Consider the following 23,522-nt stretch of genomic DNA (forward strand, 5'->3'; position numbering starts at 1 on the left):
ATTACGGACTTTACTCCAGTAATAGGGGGTTTGTCATGGTTTATTAGGATGCATTCCACGTTATCTCGGCTGCCTTCGTTTTTTGCCATTTACAAAAAGGTCGAAAAGACGAAGAAAACGTACCCATTAAACGTATTGAGCAACCTACCCAAGTTATTAATGTAACGGATCAAAAGATCGGGCATGTTTAAGAAATTTCGGTCGTACCTTTTATCGACGGTATGGTAGAGCAAGAAGACTTAATGATAGCTATAGACGTATTTCAGACGAATTTAGTGGCGATAGGGTTTTAGAAACTAATTTTCTTAGTCACTCGACAAAAAATGCTAATTTTTTGGTCCGCGCAACTTTATAATTACAGGTACTTCATTACCTTCGTCGTCGCTCATTGTAGTACTGACTAAATTGTTGATCTGGACGAACGTATTTCATGTAATTATGTAAACGAACTAATGGGTAAATATAATAGAGGTCATGGTTCTAGAATAAAATAATTAGCAGTAGCCTAATATCAAAATGGACGTTCGGCCGTTGCTATTGTTGAGAAATTAGTTCACTTTTAGCAAAACCAAAGTCAAACGATAGGTGTGTATGGTGAACTTAAAATCGAAGTGTTTAATGAAACGGAACGACTAAAACGTACCAAACGAGTTTATTTTTTGATGTTCGAGGATTAACAACTTGAACTCAAAATTGACAATTGTTTAGTAGATTAGCTCGTCCACGAAATATTGCTTGTACACGTAGCATATATCGTTTTTCTCATAGGACAAAGTAATTTAGTCTGTCTTAATTTAATAAAACGGAATTGTAAAGACAAGCTCGGGCGAGTTTTATTGTTTCTATCAAGCGTACTATTTGTTAAGGGTACATCAGATGCAGAAGTCGCATTTGTGCTTTCCTAACAACTACGTGCCAACATCGTAGGTAACTAGTTAGGACAAGGTGTCACAAATTTGGTTTTACGACCATGCGAGCACCACACCGATAAGATGGAGAACCACACGCGTATTCCTTAGGAACAACATAATTTTTACCAAGGTTTTGCAGAAGCTAACACGGGAAAAGGAGTGGTTAACGACGCCGATACGATAGTTGAGGATGGCCTGGAGGTAATTTAACAAGTTAATGACGATTGTCGTTAAAGGATAGGTACTCTAGCTTTGGTATAAACAGATGTAGGTTGTAAAGATCTCGAAAAACGCGATATAGTTGTAATTACTACGGCGGTGGAAATTGAAGGCGTATTAGAGATTGAGCAGCATTGTTTGCTAAACGTTATGCACCACACGGAGAACTGGAGTTACGTTAAAGAAAACGAGGAAGCCCAAATCAAAAATGTAATTCATTAACACGGCTGGCACGTTGTTAAACACAATTACTTAGTTGTCTTATTATAAGGTCTGCGACGTGTTATGGTTTAGCTAGAGACTCCCCACTTCATTCATTGGGTCGAGCCCAACAACGAGGTTAGTTCCATTTTCCGCCGTTAAGGTCAAACTATCTCGCACGCCGTCCGGGGAGTGGTTAGTACTATAGGTCAAATATTAGAAGGTAACGTCCTATCTCATAAAGAAGTTAATGTCCCGATTCAGATACTTAAAGTAGTTACTTCTCATGTAGTAAACGAACTTCCAACCATTCATAACGACGTTACAGTGGACGTGCAAGTTAGTGTCCTGGACTACAAACTGCGTTTAATTGTGGGTAAAGTACCCGTTATTACAACCGATTTCATCAAAATGGTTCCGGTCCTCCTGGTTTCTAATTTTGTACTAGGTTCCGTAGGAAAGCGAAAAACCGACGTAGTTATTTTTAGACGTAGACGCTTGAGTGCCGTAGGACGGGATATATGAGTGCTTCTGAATCCCCAGATTAGCGTGCTAGTTACCGGAGAAGGCTCCGTCATGAAACTCATGACTAATTCGCCAGTGAAAGGTCGTATTTTCAAGAAAATCTCAAGTTAACTTACAATCGTAAAATAGTATACAAAAAAATAATCGTCGAATAAACAACTTATATACGTCTCTTTTAGATTTTTAAATTGATTTATAGGAGCAACTTTACTATAAAGTGGACTCGGGTCCTATTATAGTTAGAAATAGGACCGAAGTAAAACAGTTCATAAACATCTCATTTAACTCAAACAATCAAATAATTATGGACGTCAACGGGAAGAAACCTTATAAGTAAGTTGAGTTTAAGAAATCTCCCACTGAGTCTTCCACCGCATGTGAATTTTTTACTATAATTAAAAAAAAGAGCAAATTTGAGGACGAGTTGTACTCATGTACTAAATTTAAGTAGTTATGTTAATTTTTTCAAGCGACAACTCATCTAACGGCAGTACGTTCGTTAACAATCATATCGTTCTCGTTTTTTTCCTAATTGACGATGGTCACCTCCGCGGTTATTTTGTGTTATTCTTTTCTTATATGGACTTTCGCATCGGGTTGTATCATTAAGATTACTTCACTCTTATAAAAGTTCTTGATACAAACTAAAAGATTCACGAAAATAAAGTAGTTCAAGAAAATTGTGCAGGAGTCTAAAATCGACGGGCAAAAAATCAGGAAGCTCCGGTCATTGTTCCTCGAGTATATAAAATTACGAAAGAAAAAGACGAACAAATAGTTAGCGTAGTTATATATTAAACACTATTATTCGAAATTAACAAAAATTAACAAAAAGTTAAAGAAGTAAGTCGCGGTGAGGAAATATTTCACGTAGTTAAAAAAATAGCGTAAGAACATTTGCATAAAGGTTACTTGATCAGTATTAAGTAGGGAATTAAATTGCTTCTTTTTTATTGTTGCCGAAACTAATCTCAGGCAACTGTAAAGTAAATTAAGGAGAATAAAGGGCAAAAAATACGCGCCCGTTATATCTCTGTGTGATTCTACATGGATAAAAATTACACCAAAATGACCTAAGGCGCGTATTTCGCGTCTTGCATCCGATTACCTCTTTAACAGTTGTCTGGGATCATTTATTAGTCCCGCAAAATATAGTATTAACTTTCCTGATAATTTCTACTACATTGGTTAACTTTTTTTTGTAATTTTTATTTTATTTAAAGTAGAGGGTTTGATTGGTATATAACCTCAGTATAGATGTCTGTTAACGCGTACACTTGAACGCTGAGAATTAAGGACACACCTCCTTTACAGACCAAATTTTTTACTATGGTTCGAAGCAAGAGCGAGTAGAAGAAGTTTGTTAGCTCATGTTCTAAACTTTAGTAGTTACGTAAGTTTTTTAAATAAATAACTAAAATAGTAATCACGTCACTTTTCCTAACGATTTGAATCAGGTGTTTAACCTAACCCACGCCAATGACTCCATCGTGTTTTATTCGTTTGTCCTCAACGATATCGGGTTTTTCGGTAAAGGTCACGGAATCGTTATAATATTTTCTGTTATGGATTAAAAGACAATTTCCATCAGAGAACTTAAAAAACATTACGGACAAGACGTCTTTCGAGTGGTAAAAATTGAAACTGATCTACGAGTTGTTTATTAAGTATTCGAAGATGTTAACGGACCCCTACTATCCAACTAAATAGCTTACTTGCGAATATTATGCGTAGTTGAAAACAATCAACAACGTCTTAGTAACAAAGTACAAGCAAAAGATATATTTCGGCATTTTCAAATAGTGCTGTTGAAAGATTTGCAGAAAGGTCTCCTAATCCGTACTTAAATTGAGAAGTATTATAAATATTTTCATTGACTAATTATTTATTAGTTTTTAACGCAAGTATAGTATTATCACCTTTCTTCTTTACAGATAATTTGTTTAACTGAATAACTAAGGTACTAATCAAAAGCACGGGATTTTTATGCTCTTGCGTGACAAGGCTAACCCGTTAGGTAGAAAAAACGTTACAGAAGTATTCTAACTGGTAGATCCTATATGTATCGTATTGTTTCTGCATTGAGAAAACTATTTCATCTTTCTTGATCGAGGTTAACAAGTGGTTTAAGCTATAATTAATTATTTATAAGACCTCTGTCGACGTGACTCCCTATTATTAATAGTCGTATAAGTCGAAGGTCTAGGTATGCATCTAATCGTCGTGCTATCACTAAAAATTAACATAAAACTCATTAAGCCATGTTGGTACATCTTTTGGCTGTAAAAAGAAATTTTATTACATTCATCGCTATATGAAATTAATTATGAAGAACACGGTCTAGTGATCGTAAACGAGATAGAACTTATACATTCACTTATTAAACAACATAAAATAACAATATTGCGCTGTTGTTGTCTAATATTCGAAGGTACAGTGGAACAGAGCGGTTTAATTAGTTCAGGAGTAGTGACATTCTTCAAAGAAATGAGTAGTGAAGGAGTATTAAGGTAATAAATTTACTAACCAGAAATAAACATGGAATACAAGTTAATATATGATGAAACCGAATAAAACTCTACATCGTCCGCATTAACTACTAAGCATTAAACTAGTTCTTTATTTTGCTAAGCAAAAAAAACAAACCTTAAATGTTTAAGTTATTCAACTTTTTTTCCTAATACTTAATCTTGATGCCGAACCCATATACTAAGAAATAATGGAAAAACGTAAAGGTTTTAGGTAAATAATGGTTATTTAACTTAAAAAAATTAACTACTGGTGCCTGAAACTAATTGGGTTAGTTACATGTTATTTTGCTTTTAATCTGGGTCGTTTTAATCAAACTAGTTATCTATATACCTACTTTTTTCTTAATTTTATCAACATTACTCTATATGGTGATTTTAGTTTGCATTTATTTAAAAACTGAAAGGACCGAGTTAATAATAAAGCCTATTATCACTGTTAAAGAAAATTGAGAAATAGAACTCCTAGAAGTACCGGGTAATTGGTTCGTTTGTCGAGACCTAGTCATGTTGAATTATTACTTAATTTTCGTCGTTCAAGAACACAACTATTTACTAGGTGAACTACAAGTTCTTTGGCAACGTTTTATTCCAGATTAAGGTCGTAAGGGGCTGCCGTTACGGTACGTTCAAAACGAAAAAGGAACTATAGGTTGTACAATTTAGAGAAACACTAGAATAATGTCTGTTTACTATGTGATGACAGAAACATTTGCCTTTAGTAATTTAAAAGTAAATTTTATGTAAAGCATACCACTCAAATTTCTTAATCTTTTTGAGAATTCTAAAACTAAGCGTCAATAGGTATTATATTTTCATTGACAAAAAATCCATTCTTATTACTCATGCTGAAAATGTGTAAATTAATTATTGTCTCGGAATTGATGGAAATTTCGGAACTTATTACTCAATCTCGAGAACGGAGTTTTCTTAATAAATAAACTAAATAGAATAGATAGACGATAACTACAACTCCCTTTATTTCGGTAACTGAAAGAAGTTCCGGTTAATTGAACACTGAATCCGAGGAATAGACTATATGTTTACTAAGTTCCTCGTGTCACGTTAGAATTTCCTGCCTAGGAGCGAAACTACCTATAATAATTGACCGTTCCTCAGTTCAATTATGACGGACTTCTAAATGTTCTTCGCTGATAAGTAAGTAATTCATTTATACGAGATAATAGGGCACAATCGGAATTCAGTTTGCGGGTTAAATTTTAAAAACCTAAAATAGAGGTTTTAGTTCTTCTATAATAAGGGCTATGTCTCAAAAAAGGATTACGAGAAATACGTGTATGTATGTTACGGGCGAGAACATAAATAGTAAATCCGTTACCTAAGATATAAAAAGATCACGACCGACTCGTACGTGTACTTTAGGTTCTAGCAAAATACTCTTTTCTTGTTAAAGAACCAAGAAATTGGACCGTATGAAATTCCGATATAGTTGTTGTTTATCTTTAAATAGGGCTTAGAGCTCCAAACAAAAATGGTGTGTCCGAGCTAAACGTTTTTTGAGGTATGTAGTTAAAGTTATTCCCAACGATATTCCCAGTCCTTTAATAACGTGCTTACGTGATATTTCGATGGAATTTTGTGGTTTACTTTGAAATACTTTAATACTGTCTAGTTTTCTAGATAAGACCTGTTTTTAATAAACTTTTAGGTCTCCCTTGTCTTGACCCAGTCAATCAACTGAAAAGCTAAGACTTCGGACCCGCCATAAATTAACGTCATTCATATAACTTTCCTTTACTCGTCTGCCATAAAGAACTTCCTGTATTAGTCAGTTATCTTAACTGGTTAGGTAGTCAATGAAATAGTTTAGGTGAATGTATTATTTTAGAAGAACATATATGTTTCAAGTACAACCAACTCGGTTCCGGGTTGGTTGTACTTGTCTGATTATAATACGAAGAACGAGTTGATTGAGTATGCTAACGTTGCATCAAACGCAGTCTAGTTCGTTGAGAGACTAACGTTGTTTCTTGTAGCATATCAAATCTTGGCTCGAACGAAAGTCTAGACGATTTTATTTCGCGGTTGCGACATAATTACGCGCTACTCTGAGAGGGGTTCTTCGTTCTGCACGGACGTTTAGCCCCAAGAGTGGCAGTATCAATTATTCAGGTCGTCACTCAACTGCGACAACGGTTAGGTTTAGTAGAGCATTACGAAGAGACCTGTTCCTAAGGGTTACTAAAAGTGAGCCTACGTATTATTAAACAAAAGATTAGGTACGTTCTAGGTTCTTGAGCGGATGAGGTTTTATTTAAAGTCGTTGGACTCGCTGAAAGTATAAAGAGAATAGTCGCTAAAGATATTACAGCCAACGTCGTTTATTCGGAGCCCAATGTCAGTTTAGTACACGATTACAACCACCTTATGGAAGTAATTGTTCGGGAACTATGAGGAGTAATATAAAATGGGCAGCAAGAAGTAAATTCTAACGACCATACCTGTAGAAGTTGAGTTGTTAAGGAACGCTCATCTCAAAATGTTGGAGCCTTTATAGTTGTCAAGATGCGACTGATGCGTTCTTGGTTGCACATTATGCAGCGCGGTTAGATCGTATTTCGTAGTAGTAAAGATGAACGAAAAATCGTGACTAGAAGCACGGGTTAAGGAGTTAAACGAAGGTTTGTCTAAGATTTAATTCATGTCTCGCTCATTACTGCATTCGAGAATGTTAGCGACTTTGTCCTCGTGGTCAAAGTAGGACATTAGACATTTACATTCATTTCGGGTAGAGTAAATGATATTATAACGAATTGAACCAACGATAATAAAGAGAAGAATCACCTACTCTAACGTAAACGAACGATTTAGCGAGAACGTTTCCGAACCCTTTACTTGATTAATTTTTAACTCAGTATATGGGAAGAAGTCCTTGTGGTCTCCGGTCTTAAACGAGAAATTCTTAACAAAATGACATTGTGTAATTATGCCGTTATGAACCTGCGTAGTCCGGAAATGGGTAATTAAACGCAAGGTATTATTAGAATAGCAGACCGTTCATAAGGTCTAATGCTAGTTAAAAAGGCCAAGCAAGATTAAGTGACTATATCGCTGAAACATCTAGGTTACGGACTTCTCCGACACTACGTCTATTTGATTAACGAGCACAAACATTCTTTAACAGTGCTTCGTGGTTAAATGAATGAAGTAGTCAGTAAAGTTAATTGTTAAGTAATGCAACAAAACCTCAATTTAGTGGTTGACGTTGTTATGACAATTCTTCTTAGAATTATAAATGAAGAAATAGTCTTGTTAATTGTGGTGGTCTTAATAGTTATTTCAGCCATATTTGGTAAGGCGGTAAATTACTCATAAGTTGTGCACGGTTAACCCAATTAGGATTCAATGGCGGGAGTGGGTGTTGAAACGTTGCATTAACAAACCGTAACTGAGATCAACATAGTAACCAAGCCAGTGGTTGTAATCGCAAACTAAGTCATGACCGGAATTGTATACATGGTTAAGGACGCGAGGTTTCATTTAGTTGAAACCGAAAATTTTAGCGAAATTAATTGAGTAACCCAAGTTAAAGTAAGACAAATTAAGGCTTTTGTCGAACGTAAAGGAATGACTGTCCCTACCTAAACCGTAATGCTAACTTATGTGGTGGCGGGAACCTTTATTCAAAAAATAGTATTAGTCAGGTTAAACTTGCACCGTTTACCTTATTTGCGAGTGCGAGAAACTTTGACCGAAGACGTAGTCCTAGTCCTAGCTGTTTTTATACTTATACCAATTTCCGGGGTTGGTTGAACTACACAAAACTATTGTTGTATGGTAATGGTTTTTGTAGAGGTCGGTATAGCGGTTATGGGTGCTGTCATTTTAGTAATAAAAGTTACAGATATAAGTTAAGTATTTTCACAGCAAAGTGACTAAGGGTACGTGGAAACCGGCATTAGGGGTAAAAGAATACCAGTATTGGCTAACTCGGTGGACTACGTTTTCGTAGAGGGTTGGTTTTCGGTATGAGATTTCTTTATCGTAATCGTTATAGTCTCTTGCAACGCCATGGAAATAGACGGCGTTGTTGTTCCATCCCTAGTAGGAGTAGTATCGTCTGCTGTAATAAACCAAATTGATGGAATGGAAGTTGTATTAACAGACATTATAGCTCTTCTGGTGCTTATTTATTAACTATTGTCGGCTAGGGAAGTCGGTAATAAAGAAGAGCGCATGGCAAATGTCCATTTTTAAACCCATGTTTTGGTGGGAACCGCGGTGATCCTTGTTAATGACTCAAGAACTGAACGACGCGAAAGTAGTTTGGTTCATAAAGACATGCCTTTAGGAGAGAAGCTAGTCTGGTTGCATTAGGAGGCGCTCGTTGGAACGGTGTTGCGTTCACTTGGGGAAGTTTAGAACCTCTTATTTGTTTCTAAAGTTTGTATCCTACACCAAAACCGTGTGGTCCTTATTAGAACGACAAATTAAAATCTCTTTATATTCCAAATACCACAGGTAGAACTAAATGAACTATTTTTAACCAAGCATTACATCGTGATTAGCGTACCTACATGACAGACTAATAAAATAGAAGTAGTTCTAAGCTATGTCATAGCTCTAGCAAATTATAAAGTTATCTGTTTAGTCACTTTGCTAGAAGAGATAACCCTAGTAGTCGTCCTAATGTCGCTTAAAGTTTATTAAAGTGATTGAAAAATCGTTATCACTGTAATAATAAATTGCGGTAAAGGTATATCAGAACCGATTTTCATTATGGTTAAACGAACTTTATAAACCGCATCCACGCGTTATGTCGATGAAGTGCGGTTAATTCAGGGCGGCGATTTTGGTTGACTAATTTCGGTAGTAAAAGTCGAACTGGTTTGGTCTGAAACCGTTTTCGTAAGACCTTATTAAGAAAATAGAGTAGGTCTAGTTTGAGTTAGCCAAATAATATAACGTACCGTTTTAGCAATTAGGTTCGTTGAAATGGTAGAAGTTTAAAATTACTTATTCCTGCGAGTGAATAACGTGCATTTGGATCAAAAAGATTATAACCATTTTGTAGTCTATTTCCATAGCATAATAGTACGACTATTTGAAAATTAGATTTTGATAAAAGACTGAGTAGGTTACCAAATATTTTCAATTATGGGTTGCCTACGAGTCTACACTCATTGAGTTATACGAATTATAGTATTTGACGACAAGAACGTCTTTTGTATAGTGTTATCCGTTAGCCTTTACGTAAAAATATTGCACGTTTTTCCCATAACCGAACAAGGAGAGGTATACAGAGTAAATTTACTCTAACGTTTAGCAGACAGGTACTGGCGGGACGAAGCTAATCAAAAGCAAGTTACAGAAAATTTAGTATAAGCTCACCATATAAGCCTAATTAAAATTATTATTTTACATGAGCACGATTTTGTCTGAGCCATTTAACTCAACTTATACATCAGAGTTATCTTAATTTCGAAAGTAGTTCTTACAAAAAGTAGCGGTAAGAATTAAGCCATAATTAAGATAGAAATCCATGTATATGGTTCGTTCTTTGTTTAGCTGCTATTTGCAGTTGAGCGCGCTTATCAGCATATGCGAAAGACAGAACGTATATTTTATATGGGTAACGTTAAAGGTCTTCGAGAAGAAGACAAGGAACTTAGTTTAGTAGGGCACCATCGCAAAGATCTTATAAGTTGTTTTAAAATGGGCGTACTGACGCACCTAAATTAAACCTTAAAAGGTATTACTCGCGATGGAATGCAGAGTTTTTACCTTAAACAAAACCCAATCATACTATCCGTCGTCTTCATATTTCAGGTTATTAAGAAGCAAGGGGTTAATGGACAGGAACCCGTAATTTAGCAAATTAAGGATATATTAGCCATATGCGTAGTGCCACCTGTGAACGATCCCATAAACAAAAGCTTCATTGATTATACGCACCTCTATTCCATTTAAGCGCACGAAGACCACAGTAACGTCTTTATGAAGCACAGTAACTAAATCATTGTGAAAGTGCGTTTTCAGGGTTAGGTCATAAACCTTGGCGAACATTTTAACAAAGAAATGGGAAAAGACGATTAAGTATTAGAGAGTAAGGATTTTTCCATTTTACTACTAGAAGTTAGGTTACATTTTTACGAAATCAAAGAAGATGAAGTAGATTTAGCTCATGTCTTCTATGAAATAGTTAAAGACTATAACGAAGAGCTTGACTTCGCGCGTAAAAAAGGGTTAGGAGTTTTTGATGAGCCAACAGAAGTTCTCGCGCGCGCGTAGGGAATACGTTAAGAAGTTCGTGAAATCCCAGTCAAACAGCTAGTTAAAGTTCTTTATAACCGCGGAGTACTTAATGCAGAAAGAGTAGATTATAAACTCGTGCTCCATTTTAAAGTGTCTGAGCTAAGTAAAATAGAGAAAATTGCGCTTATGGGGGGTATACTTAGCAATCTACTCTCCTATCGGGGTAAGATACCTAATGGTTTGCTTAACTCAGTTGGTCTTTTCCGTACAGTAGTGTTTATTGGAGTTAATGTCATACTCATCAAACGGTAGGTACTGCAAGTATTAGACCTAATATCTAAGATTAAAAACAGAGTACTCCTCGAGCAAGTGATTAATTTCTGGTTTTTAAATGATGTCGTGGTATTTCTAGTAGTTATCAGGTACTTGAGTCCAGAAGGTAACGATGTCATGGTATGTTGACAAACCGTTTAAGCCGCGTTTTGAGTTAAACTAGTGGTGGGTATCTCGAAGATTAAAATAGATGTTACCGAAGTTAATTATGTAGAAATGGAAGAAGTTTAAATATTCTGTAACAACAATATGGAGCAGCTAAAACGGAGTCGGGATGTCGCTCTTAATAACAAATTTATTTTTATTGGTCGGTGAGTGTGGTTCGGTTATTTATTTGACCAAATTACTCTCACCGGTTTTTTAGTACAACTTCGGTAAATGCGAAACTCATTTACTGACGTTTGAAATTACAATACTTAGTGGCTACCGATACCAAAATCACAATTGTTTGAGATTTTATGGAAGAAAACTATTGAGTGCCGGTTTGGGACTAAGAAAATAAGGTGGTTTACCATTAGACCCTAGTCTTCGGTGTTTTCGTAATTGCTTTGTGCGCGGTCGAAGATAAAGTATTCATCGATATACAAGAGGGGAGAGGTTTAGCGCTCATTTGTGGCGCCGTGGATTTGGTATAACCGAAACTAACCGTATTCGTTACGGAAGAAAAAGTAATAACTGACATTATTATCGTTATTGTCCAGGTTTATTGAGAAGTAGTTTTCGACCGTACGGTCCACAGTGTACTCAATTGTTTCAACCACCTATTATTTTTGGAAAAGGTAGCCCTTAATATGGTGGATCGTTATTAAATCGTGGAACAAAATCACTAAAAAGATGAACTTATACGTTCAAAAGCGCGTTCAGACTTGCGCGATTACCCGGTTCGACCCAAAGCCCTAATTCACCTAGGGGGTAAAATTTACGTCTTTGAACGAGTTAATAAAAAACATAGTTGAGAAGAAGTTAACTAAAATTTTGTTACTACGCGAACCGTCGTTATGTTTGAACCGGACTTAATAACTCAGAACTTAATTGTTATGTTGCACGTCGGTCTAGATTTAGTCGTAGAAGTTCTTGCTCTATTCCTAGCGAGGGGGGATCGAGATTATGACGAAAGAAATTTTTAAAAGGACGTACTGAACGTTGTCGCGAAGGACGTGCAGGCGAAGGACAGTTTCATTGGCGTTATTGACTCCCTACGAGATATTAAGATCGGCGAGGTAGTAATAGCTGTTAATTCACAACCTTTTGTATTAGCCCTTTAGGACGGAGGTCTTTATTGAGAAGATAAAATAACGGTCAAGGTCTTCTCTATCCACGTACGAAATTCTGTCGTTGTAACGGTCGGTACTCGCATCCTTGTCGTTTCGCTTTATGGACGGTTTTACCTTTTAAGGTTCCGTACTACCGTTTTTGGTGGGGTTCACCATTTACTGTATGAAATCTAAAAAAGTATAGGCAAACGTGATGAAACCGTCGTTCCATGAGAAGACGTACAAGACGTATTACGAGTGTATTGGTCCGTGTAAATAATTAAAGACGCTATGGACGTCAATAACCGAACGGGTAAAGTAAACTGTAATCTACTCGGTTAAGTAGACAAAAACTAAAATTGTCAACCCGCTCGGCATCGTAATTTCGAAAAGAAAACGATTTTCTCCAAAAAAAGGTAAGGTCTATACGAAGTACGCGAAACAACTCAAAAAGTAATTGAAGAACGAACGAGTTCGTTAATATTCAAAAGTCCTAGACAAGACAACGCCCTAAATGTCAAACTTAATAGTACTACAGAGGTATGTCTTATTTCATATAAATTAATTTCAATGGTTGAGAGGAACGCATGATGAAAACTAATAACTATGATAAAAATATAAAAATCGAAAAGTAATTTTCGTTGTATCAAATTTGGTTATACAAATATGTTAATTATTTATAAAGTCTTTAGGTAGAAATTATCGTGTCGAAAATTACTAACAAAAGATAATTGTGATCCTAATAATTACTTGAATTCATTTGGCTTTAAGGTGGGTAATGTCATGCATCGCCGAACCAATCACGTAGAGAAATGGCGTTCGCGTCGGACATAACCACAAAAAAGTAATCATTTTTACATAGTTGTACTTATGTAAAAACGAAACACCGAGTACGAATAATGACAACAATAACTACGTCACCTACCTTCGGAACGAGCGAATCAATTATAATTCCTTTAAAATGGGTTTTATCTACCGCGTAACGAACTATTATAGCAACTAATGAATTTAATGCAATATTGAGGTACGAAAAAGAACGAACACTTCGGGCCATACGAAGGCGGATGGATAAGTCAAAACAATTAACGCCGCCAAAGTTATTGAAGACGAATAGTTAAAACAGTCAGACTACGTTTTTGGGGTCTGGTAAAAAAATTTCCTAAAGGTACAATAACCTTGCAATGATAAAATATATACAAATAGAAATTATGATGACGGTGTTGTTTACGGTAATATAATTGTTAGGAAAGATATGAATAAAAACATGGACATTTTATGCATATAGGGAGTTCTGAGCTGATAAATTGACTTAGGTCCTATAATTTTCACGAATACGTACAAACAAGATAATAGATACGATAATCAAGTCAAACAAACGAGTAATCAATAGGCTTATGTTTGTAGTAAAAGGAATGTGAAAGTAATCGAATACAACCTTACATGTATAAAAATTCAAAAATGTCTTGAATAATAGGATACTAATTTCGATTTTAACGACGCGTTTTTCTTATCCAGGATAAAAAAACGACACCCTATCTGAAACATAAAAAATACTAATTTTATTGGGTGTTTCAAATGAATAACTCCATAAATACAGACACAAGGTGTTTTAATTATTTAGCTAATAAAAGAGACGACAAGATTAATCGCGCCGTGTTCGAGTTCAACGTTCATGGAAGGGTTCTCCTACGCTCCAATGTCCAAAGCCGATATCAGTTTTAATAGACTAAAATTTACTTTGTCCTTTCGTCAGAATAATAAATTATGTTTTAGTAAGACTAAGATTTTAGCTTTACCTTGCACATTTATGACTTCTTCATAAATACTCGGGGGGAAACGTACGATGTAAGCTTGGTTACTCAACCCCACGTAAACGAAGACTACAATCCTTGAATTTAAAATTTACAATATTTGTGCAACTACTTTTATGATGAGAACACCTGACAGCATCACATAATCTTCATACACTTATAGGTTCTCAATTCAAGCGAGATTCATTGTACCCTTTAATAACCTAAAGTAAATTGTTTAGGGTTCCACTTTAATAGGTTCTTAGTCACCGCTTTCCTTAAATGAATTTTACCACTACGCACCGATTTTTATGTATATAAAACAACCCTACGTAACCGAGTGAATAATATAACTCACCGGAAAACTTCAAAAAGCCTTGAAGTGGAGGAGTAAAAATAAGAGTTGAAATAATAAAGTAACCGCCACAACGGAACGAGTATTGGCGGTAAGTAAAATTCAACAAAAAAAAATATCGGGATGTTAATTATGAATAACGACCTGTGCGGCGTTAAGATAATCCATCACCGGGAATATGGGTCAAAAAGAACGGATATAATTACACGACAGTTGAGGAGTGTAAGATAAATTACAAACCGTTTCTTTTATCACACAAAAATTATAACCCTCACAAACCATAACGAAACGAAAGATACCCAAAACGGATGTTACTATTTACCTATAAAAAAAGTCCCTCGTGTAAATAGCGCTATATACGAATGATATTGCGCATATTTCCTAATATAGGAAGAATATAAACCCGCAAAAACTTATGTCGCTAACGTAACGAACGAGAAATGGCTTATGAAAAGCATATTTTATTTGTTTAGCTACGCATTGAAATCCTTTTGGACCCAATGCGCTATGCAAAATGGGTCCGATGTTCTATCTAATTGAATGAACCGTCCTTGTTAGAGTTGCACGTTAAACCGTTATTGTAGTGACACTTGTACATGAAGTTGTTGCTTTAATGGCTAACTTACTTCTCCAGGGAGACCGTAATGTTAAAGTGCGAACTGATATAGCTATGGAAATAGATGGTTTCGTAGAAATTAAAGTAATTGTGGTTGCCTTGGCATGTTAAACGGAAGCAGTGAGCGGTATCGTAATTATTAATATCATCATAGTAAGTTGAACCGCCGTGCGACGAGTCGTTGTCGTTTTCTGACGACCCGAAAAAAGAGTTCGAGTTGCGCCGCGACAAGTTTATTGAGTTATAAAAAACCACATCGTTTTTGGCGAAATAAAACACCATAGTTCTTTAATGCTGGTATTGGACTAAAATGTAAATGAGATAGTGGGTCCAATGGATTTAAAGAGTGAAAAAGATTATTCTATTGAAGGTAGAATTATTGGGGAATTTAACTGAGCGGCTGGGAACTTCCCTTTATGCTAGATTTTAATTGATTTGATAGATTATTTGGTTCCTACTACATCCATGTATTATGTTTTCAACCAAAGTGATTATAATTATTGTAGTTATTTTATTTATGGAAGTGAACAGAAAAAACTCTTTTCTATTTTATTTGGTTAGGTTTAGGTCTTCGGTTTTTTATTGTTTCGTATTAACCTTCGTGTAAGTTTCGGTTTCCCTAGAGTATTTTTCAACGGTTACTTTGAGGGTACTTTTGATTTTTACTTTCAGATGGTGATGCTTTATTGTAATCGAGTAAGGACTTTGGTGGTCCATTTTTATTAGAACGAACTTAACGAGCGCGCTTGTAGTTCCTTTAACAACGCCTTTGTTAGTGTGAATTATAGACTTAAGGCTTCTTATTGACGCGATTTTAATGACTCAAATACGGTAATTCTCACCCTAGTTGATTCAGGACCATAACACAGTTTTAATTAAATTTGTCGGATTTAACAAGCTGTTATTTTGGTCCCCGATTTTCAACTTACTCATTCGTAGGGTTTTTCCGGTCATATTTTTTGTGAGGGCGCCGGTGGACGGTAAAAAGTCATAAAGCGTCCGAGTTACGACGTTTCATTGTACCTTCTATTCGCTAATCTCATAATTAGTCACGAGGCCTGTTACCTTAATTGTAGTAGTTACCTTGTCTTACTTATTGTTCACGTCCGTTATTTTATAGTTTTGGTCTAGCTCGTGGAAAAGAATTCCAGTGATTTGTGTGATTTCGCTGACTTTCGGTTCTACGTTTCCCATTATGACTTTTTTAACGTCGTTTTTGTTAACTAACGACAAATGAAAGTTCGTAATGGAATGTAACAAAATAATATTTTAACGGACGAGCGTAGTAATAATAAATAGACACCGATAGTGTTATACCGTTGTCCGGTTCTTTAGACCGAACGTATTAACGAGATCGATTAACAGAAACTTTTGCCCAAACTCATGGTCATTATGCTGAACCGTGTTAAAATGGTCAAAGTCTTTATATCAAAAAGTCATTTAACTATAGAAATATTAGTTAAAGTAACGGCGGAAGTCGTGACTTTGCCGTGTAAAAAAAAGATGCTTTTATTCGACTGTATTATTTTGAGGAGAATTCGTCTAGACCAAAGAAAAAGAAAGAAGTAGTTTTGACTAAGTCAGCACTAGCGAACAAAAACTGCTCACTAATTTAAAGACTATTAACGTAGTAATTTAAATTTACGTAAAAATTAAAGAAGGTCTCGAAGTTCCGATGTGAGTTACAAGTATTCTTACATTACACGAAATACATGTAGTGTTTAACCTATTCGATTGACCGCTGCTGGGTTTAGAAGAAATGCCACCTACTGGGGTAACACGAACGAATACTAGGGAAGTATCGCGAGATGGTAACGACCGTGAACAAGCGAAACTAGGCCCACGTGTTCTTTGTATTAAAGTATTACAGAGTACTAAAGAGGAATACCTATTATCGGAGGACAATAGACTTTATTGTCATTCCGTTCCAAATTTTTTTCGACGATTAATATTGGTAAAACCAGCGTAGTATGTTAAGAGTTAGTTAATTTTTATTAATTTAATACTACGCTCCGTTTATTTTGAGAGATTATTTTAAAAAAAATGATTAAAACATAATTAAAAATCACTGTTTATAGATACTTAATCCAATGGCACGTATTTTTCATTTACAGTAACTAAATATTAGTTGAATAAACTTTCATGTCTCCAAAAATTACCTATATTAAAGAGAAGTTAAACTTCTTGGAAATTACTAAGTATAACCACTATGACGACAATTTTAGAATCGAAAATTTTGTGTCCTCGTACCTTTATATTTTAAACCACATCTACGAGGGTCCAGTCAATTACACGTATCTCTTCTCTAGAAAGTACGGTAATTTGTTTTCGTCGATAATCTTTGTCAACTTATTAAGCAGACTTTACATAGTTCACAGTAGCGCAAGTTAATAATAGGAAAGACCAAATCAGGACCGAAATAGTAGATAACAAAAAAGTTATTTAGTAAAAAAAATATTTATAGGATCATTATTGATAAAAGGACTCCCATAGGGCAAAGATCGAGATCATAATTAAGAATATTTAGAACCCGAGCAAGAGATAAAGGGGTTCCCCCTGTTTGAGTCCGTTCAGCCTTCTCTTGACTAAATAAAAAAAAATCACTACACAAATTAGCGGTAGCGTTGTTTACGTCACGTTAATTGAGGTAAGGGTTAATAACTAGGGAATTAATTGTGCTAGCTTCTTGTATACCTATAGGTATACCTTCGCTATAATCGGACCTGAGTGTTAGTAGGAGTCAAGTTTATATATGAGCCACATTAAATACTATCAGAGTGGATAGTTTACTCGTAAAACGGGAATGACCAGTAAAAGTGGACAGCTAAAGTAAATTAGTCTCTTATAATAAAAATATACAACTCATGACAAAATTAACCAAAACGTAAAATAATAAAAAAGGGATGATGACGAGGGCGCTCATAATAGTTATCGGGAAAAAAAAGAGGACTCGTTTAGCTATGTCCGGAATTCAAGTTTGTTTAAGTAGTAATGTAATTAGGTTGATGTTTACTTCCACCCAATTATCGTGAAGGAAGAAAAGTGCGCTAAACCCGTTATAATACACACTTAGAAGAATCTCTTACCGGTTAAGGAACGTAAGATAATAAATATTAATTAGAAAACGAATAACGTAGAACACAAAATAATCCTACCGTAATGAATTAGCTATAGTATCCCCCGAAATAACAAAACGAAAATTCGATGATAAGAAACTTTATGTCATCATAATCTCGTCGTTTCGCTTGTAGTCCCTAGTCTACTTTCTAACAAATTTTAAGATTGAAAAGAGCCGAGTTGAGTTCAATTGACCTGATTTGTTATTAAATTTAAAAAGCCTGATACGGACAACCTATTAATTCAAGTAAAACTTAATGAAATGACACCGGATTTAACCTTTATAATACCGGAAAATTATTAAATAGGTCACGACTAACGTCGCAGTATGGGAAAACAAGTGAATTTTATCCTACATGAACTTGCTGGGTACACGGTAGGACAAATGGTTAAAAATGACCAAGTAATTAGTGGGAATGACCCCAAGGATAACCTTGGTAAGCTTTATTTATGAGTTATAGTAGTCCTTTGTATGCTTCTGTAGGGCGCGACTGTGCGCTCGGTTAAGGTAACTCAGACAACCATGGTACATATTCCTTACAACCGGTAGGGTCCGCGTTCCGCATGACTGGATTCCCTAATATACCGGGTCTTCCTTTAAGTAGTCCTTCTTTTAGTGGTAAAAAGAGACGAAGCTGTGCTTCAGCAAGACAACCAGCGGTGAATCCTAAACGAAGAAACCGATGTTAAAACCAATAAGGGTTTCCGCATGAGGTAGGGAAAGCCGGTTACGGTTGACCTTTTCATTAATGGTGTAAGAGTAAGAGTCCTTTTATTATGTCAGATATAAGACGATTTAACTAATGTTAAGGGAAAGCTCCTTGTAATCCGTTTTATATGACACGTCCTTAATGTTCGGCTCTTAATCGTTAATTTCTAACAGACCGTAGCTAAACGCCCAAACGAGACTGCTCGAGTATTATGGGTTGTAGTTTTGCAGACGGATAGAGTAGTTAACAAAGTAAACGGAGTCGATTGCGTATAACTTAGAGAGGTTGTTGTAATGGGCAGTGACCATTTTGATTTCAACGGCGTACCCTTTATTTGTGCGTTTTTTAAACATACTTGTATTTTTTTTCATTTAAAACGAACAAATTCTAGTAAACATTACTTATAGGGTACAACCTTGCATTGGAGTTCCGAACCCACTTCACTTTGTCGTGAAGTTAATATAATACCGTTTTACATCAAGGGCGCTTCTGCCCTTGGGTAAAGATCGCTCGTAACACGATGAAAACTCTTATTTAAGGGCGGAAGCGCCCTTACTGTTTTTAGTAATTGAATTATTGTCGACGGATATGGACTCGAAGTTGTATCAAAGTATTTTTTCATCTTAGTTTTAATATTTGAAAGTAGATGGAATTTTGCGAGTGGTATGAACCTAAGGTTCCAGAATTTATTTAAAAGGTCTAATAAACAAGGCTTTAGGAAACGTATTAAGTAACCTGGTGGTGCTTTACCTCGTTTTGGACATCGTTTTTAGTATGGACGCAGTTCATTTAGTCGCAGTCGATGTTGCGGGAGAGCGTTTGTCCGTCGGCTGAGTAAATGGTAAGAGTCTTAATTAGCTAGTCGTTATACGCCCAATTAACCACATGACCCAACAGAAAATTGACGGAATGGTAAAAACATGACCATTTTAGGAACTGGACAAAATGCTGGTTCAAATGGGAGAAATTGGTATAGTGCTTCAAAAACACCGTGTCAGGGTGGTTTTACGGGGCAATTTAAAAGTCGTTGTCGTTCTGGTTGTAGATTAGGATGACACAGACGTTCAAGATGTCCGGGGTATTTGTATGGTTTTCTATTCCGACGAAGTAGTTAGCAAAGTCGTGATATAGGAAGTAGGTCATTAACCTGTGTGAGGTATTCTATTCCGTAGTTGTGAGCTAAATGATTTTTAGGACCCGACCTAAATTGTCCATTGCCGTCAAACGGTTAAACTAACTGTTTTCGTGTCCTTAGCTCAAGTTGACAGAACCTCCAAAAACGTGATGATTGATGAAGTTGGTTCAGGTAAAAACGTTGACCTAATTTCTTTACTTATGGTTGGTCTGCTAAGCCTAATGAGTACTGTGATGAGTAAAGTAGGTTCCCTTATGACCTACATAAGCACCGTTACTACCGTAAAAAAAATCGTTCAAAAAGTTGGAAAAAGTATTAAAGAACGAATTGACGTTCTAAAAGCTTTTGTCGAAGTTATTAATGTAGACGTGCACGTTATGGTACTGGAAGTCCTAGTCCCTAATTTAATAGGTAACGTCGAACATATTCAGCTCCGAATGCATTAAAAAAGAATATGTTTCATACTCGCGCTGGTTAACGACCTCGTTAAACTCGTATTCAAACTAGAACGTTTCAATGGGCGTTTGGTGCATCTCGTGTGGTTCGTCGTTATAGCGGAGGGTAATGTGGGCGTGGATATTGCACATGCACCCAACGGAATTTTAGCGATGGAAAACGTTTTGGAAAGTTTGCAAGTGCGTTCCTTTTTCGCGCCTAGTTTAAAAAACTTCATTAAGGTCATCTATGGTTTACAAGATGCCTTAGATAAAGAAAGTTCATACGGGATAGCGGGTATGGTGGAAGAAAAAGGGTGTCTAGTTATTACCGTATTCCGCGACCCATTACAAGATAAGCATGAGCAAACCGTTGCAATGCCGCGTAATTTCGTCGTTATCCAAAGGAGTAGGTTCTCGATAAACAATTAGGTACATACTTACTTCCAAATACAAAACCACCGAACAAAAAATATTTTATTTGTCGTCGAGCGAAATTGACCGCTTAGCCCTGGTGCAGTAGTTAGTACGGATTTGAAAACCGAAAATGTCGTCCGTGACGTGAAGGTCAGTTTTACTAAACACTATTCCGTACTTTTGGTGGTTAGTTAACCCCATTAGCGTGTCTGGGAGGGGTCGGACCTACATACGGGTTGTAGTGAAGTCCGTTTGGCTATGCCCTTAGGAAAAGTAGTGACCGTTGAGCTATTCACGTCCGATCTCGGTTAAGTATTGGTGGCGGGTACGTCTTTGGTAGATAGTATCGGTGCGACCCTTAACAATCGCGGACATCTGCTCGTTTATGGCGAACAGGAAAAGCATTTTTTAGGTGGCGAACACGACCCCAAAGTTTAAAACTCTTGCGTAAGTGTAGGCGTGGGCGCTATTTTGGAAAAAGAAATCGACTTATTTATTAGTCTGGATATCGTAAAAATAGAACACTATAAAGTACGTCTTCTGACAATTCGAGCAGATTATGGAGAAGTAACTACGATAAATGTCTGCATAGAAAAGATAGGTCAGGATTGGTGTCTTATAACAGCGATAGAGAAAAGTTCAGGGTTACAAACATTAATAAGTACAGGAAAGTGGAGTCAGTGAGCAAGTTCTATGTATCGGGGCGGGACAGGAGGTGGTTATGTCTATCTTCGGTATGGGGCGCTGAGTAAAGAAACAAGGTTACTAAAATTTTGCACATTATGCTATGCACGTGGTGAACGTGGATATCCTACGGGACGACGTTAACGTGGTGGTAGTGCTAATTCAAAAAGATTACTTCCCGGTGGATTACGAAAAAGGTTTGGATTCACTCACGCCGTTATTAAGAGTAGTAAGGTCCGTCGCTGTGTTGGGTTTTGAACGCGACGTTTACGAAGTAATTAAAGGGTCGTTAGCTACAGAAGTCTAAAATTAAAGACAGAAACATTTTATCCCCAATGGCGTACGTGTCCCGGTTCAGGGTAAACACTACCCAGTTCACGACTGGTAACACTCAGGTGATAAGATCGATCCTAGAAATTTGGTATAAAGAATTGGCGTAGACGTGATCGATCATTATTGTTTGTTCGTGGTAGGCAATAAACGCTCGATAAAGGTCGGCAATGGTATGGCATAAAAAATAGTTTCTTACCGAAATTAAAACGATTAAAAAGCTGTCAACTTAGACGAGCATCAGGTAGTAGAACTCTTATTTGTGCAGGAAATATTAGTTATTAACCACTATGAAGACAGTAAGATAAAAGCGATATTCGACAACGGTCGAAATTTACCGAAACCAAGCGTTTAAGTAGGTAAACGAGTGCTCAATTCAATTTTGCCATTCGTTGAAAAAGACGACAAACGGGGTACAAGTATGGTTGTTACCCTAGTCATTCAGGCGCATCGTTTCGTTATTGTCCTCGTTCTATTCGTCCAGATTTAACTCACTAATCAGGATTAAAAACCGACTTTGAGAATCTAGGTATGGTTGATCGATTGGTCCTCCGGTAAAAAACTAATTTATTATTTCCTCGTACCGAGTATCTTAGCCATGGTGGCCGTTCGTGGTTCAGTGATGCTGGCGAACGTTAAACGTAACGACGTAATAGGTCTCGAACGTAAGGCCTCCGTGTTAAAGAGTAATGACATTTGCGTCCATGAAATAGTGGCGTAGGGTTCGCGTTCCTTTGGTGAGCTCGTTATAAACGGAGTAGACCTGATCCGTATCGTGTCGGTTATTAGTGAAGTAGGTTGAGTCAACCTCGTTTTCCAACAGCTAAATTATTACAGCATGGACGGCGATGGCGGTTTAGTCTAGGTCTTTTTCCTGGATAAGGAAACCGGAACTCTTTACCACAAGCTAAAGGTAGTTGATATATGTGCAGAGCTGGTACATTTAAGCTGAAGACAAAGTAGCTAGGAGGAATATAATTTTAACCCAGCGTCAGGACGTTACTACAAAACAATTTTCTTGTCAATGAGGTTTCGAGTTATTTATTGCTGTAGGGAGAACATTCATTGTTTTTTCTGGATTTAGAAAATTGAAGTGCGGTAATCAGCAGTGACTTTAACCGAAACTAAATACTTACTATTTCTAATCGTCATTAGTATTTTTATACCTTTAAAATATTTCGTAATATATTTTTTTATTAATAGGATTGAAGAACTTTTTAACTCATGATAGGTCAACACGTTCATTGAGTGGGAAATAACTAATTAATAACGAGTGATACTTCGTATATTTCTGAAATCGTGCGAAATTTTAAATTAAATATTTCTTCTCTATAACTGCCGAAGTTTTATGGACTATATGAGGCGTTGGTAACTAACCTCTCTACCGGCTCACCAGCTTCCGCGAGGGGACGATTCCCTCATACCCTCTTTAGGGTAGCTCCCAAGCTTAGGGAGAGAGAGGCGGTCAGTTGCGCGGGCATCGAGTCAACCTATCTCATAGACCGATGCTTGGTCCCCCAGCCTCCAAGCTTAGGAAGGCCCGCGCGGTAAAAAGTATTTTAGTTGTTTTTCGTTTCTTAGTGAGGCTCTAAATCGGTTCCGTAGATTACAGTAACCGGGCCTTCACAAGCTTGGCTTTCTCAACCTAGAAGGGGTAAAGGCCCCCGTGATTAGTTATTGTGTTTTGAACCCGAGAAGGGGTTTAGTCCCCCGTGATTAGTTCTTGTGTTTTGAAATTGGGAATTGGA

The 23,522-nt window shown here is 36.5% G+C and carries 2 protein-coding genes; both read left to right on the forward strand.

All coding sequences use genetic code 11. The annotated features are described in order from the left end of the window. Nucleotides 1-20,475: 20,475 nt before the first annotated feature. Nucleotides 20,476-20,775 carry a hypothetical protein gene (locus tag DGG96_RS07435; protein ID WP_133249326.1) on the forward strand — a complete coding sequence of 100 codons (300 nt, stop codon included), beginning with the start codon at nucleotides 20,476-20,478 and terminating at the stop codon, nucleotides 20,773-20,775. Nucleotides 20,776-21,219: 444 nt separating this feature from the next. Then, nucleotides 21,220-21,444, forward strand: coding sequence for a hypothetical protein (locus DGG96_RS07440; RefSeq protein ID WP_110142109.1), 225 nt, complete (start codon nucleotides 21,220-21,222; stop codon nucleotides 21,442-21,444). Nucleotides 21,445-23,522: the final 2,078 nt, after the last annotated feature.

The sequence above is a fragment of the Legionella qingyii genome (assembly GCF_003184185.1).